At 62.5% G+C, this 1,471-nt stretch carries 1 protein-coding gene and 1 pseudogene; both read left to right on the top strand.

Annotated elements, in window-relative coordinates:
* On the top strand, window positions 1-180 hold a 180-nt coding region (locus ACIPV6_RS23680), incomplete at its 5' end, for a hypothetical protein (RefSeq protein ID WP_400273238.1).
* A 44-nt stretch (window positions 181-224) separates the two neighbouring features.
* A pseudogene (locus ACIPV6_RS23675) lies at window positions 225-1,447 on the top strand (IS110 family transposase).
* Window positions 1,448-1,471 lie beyond the last annotated feature (24 nt).

Below are 1,471 nucleotides of genomic sequence, written 5' to 3'. Positions count from 1 at the left end.
ACGCTCGTTACCTTTTTCGTAGCCTGTTTCCTGGTGCAGGATATGGGTGTGCTGGCCTGCCGGCTCCGGCATGATTTTGACGCTCTGTCGCTTGATGATCTTGAGAGTGTTGTCACCGGGGTTGGTAGGTGCCGGGAGACCGCTGATAGGGGCAGGACAGTTCGGGAACGTCGTGCGTAACGTGGGTGCCGGGTCCTGACACCGCTACCGGGCCAGCGCAGGAGCTGACTACGACTGGAGGTCTTAGATGATCGCGAACCACGACGCTGTCGAAGTGTTTATTGGTCTTGATGTTGGCAAGGGCGTCCATCATGCCGTTGCCGTGGACCGGTCCGGAAAGAAATTGCTGGACCGGGCGTTGCCCAATGATGAAGCCAAAATCCGGGAAATCATCACCGAACTTGAGGACGCAGGACGGGTGTTACTGGTCGTTGACCAGCCAGCGACCATCGGCGCGCTTCCTGTGGCGGTTGCCCAGGATGCCGGTGTTCTTGTCGGGTATCTGCCCGGGCTGGCGATGCGCCGGATCGCTGACCTGCATCCTGGAGAAGCGAAAACGGACGCCCGTGACGCGTTCATCATCGCCGAGGCCGCCAGGACCATGCCCCATGCCTTGCGCTCGGTTCAGTTGGTCGATGAGCAGCTCGCTGAGTTGAGCATGCTGTGTGGGTTTGATGAGGACCTGGCCAAACAGGCCACGGCGACTTCGAACCGGATCCGCGGGCTGCTCACCCAGATCCACCCAGCTCTGGAAAGGGTGCTCGGACCCTATATGGACCACCCTGCCGTGCTGGACCTGCTGCGGACCTGGCCCACACCGGCGGCGCTTCGTCACGCTGGCCGCCGCCGGATCGGGAACCGGCTGACCAAACTCGCACCCCGGATGGGCGAACGCCTGGCCGATGAAATCATCGAGGCCCTTGGCCGGCAAACAGTCACTGTCGTGGGAACGAACGCCGCGACCATCGTGCTGCCCGAACTGGCCGGAATGCTTGCCAGGCTTCATGAAAGCCGGGCCATGGTCTTCACCCAGGTCGAAGCCCTCGTGGAGGCCCACCCTCTTCACCCGGTCCTGATGTCTTTGCCGGCCGTGGGCATCAGGACCGCCGCACGAATCCTCACCGAAGTCGCCGGGAAAGACTTCCCCACAGCAGGGCACCTGGCCTCCTACGCCGGGCTGGCCCCTGTCACCTGGCGATCCGGGTCCTCCATCCGCGGCGACCACTCCTCCAGAAAAGGCAACAAAGTCCTCAAACGAACCCTGTTTATCTCCGCGTTCGCAGCGCTCCACGACCCGCCATCACGGGCCTACTACGACCGCAAACGCGCCGAAGGCAAACGCCACAACCAAGCCCTCATCGCCCTCGCACGACGCCGCTGCGACACCCTCTACGCCATGCTCCGCGACGGCACCCTCTACCAAGCCCAAACACCCAAAACCGCTTGACGAAAAACATAGGGACACTCTCAC

The organism is Paenarthrobacter sp. NPDC089988, from assembly GCF_044748465.1.
Classification (GTDB): Bacteria; Actinomycetota; Actinomycetes; order Actinomycetales; family Micrococcaceae; genus Arthrobacter.
Note: the sequence above shows the minus strand (reverse complement) of the source record. Positions and strands in the feature narration are given on the sequence as shown.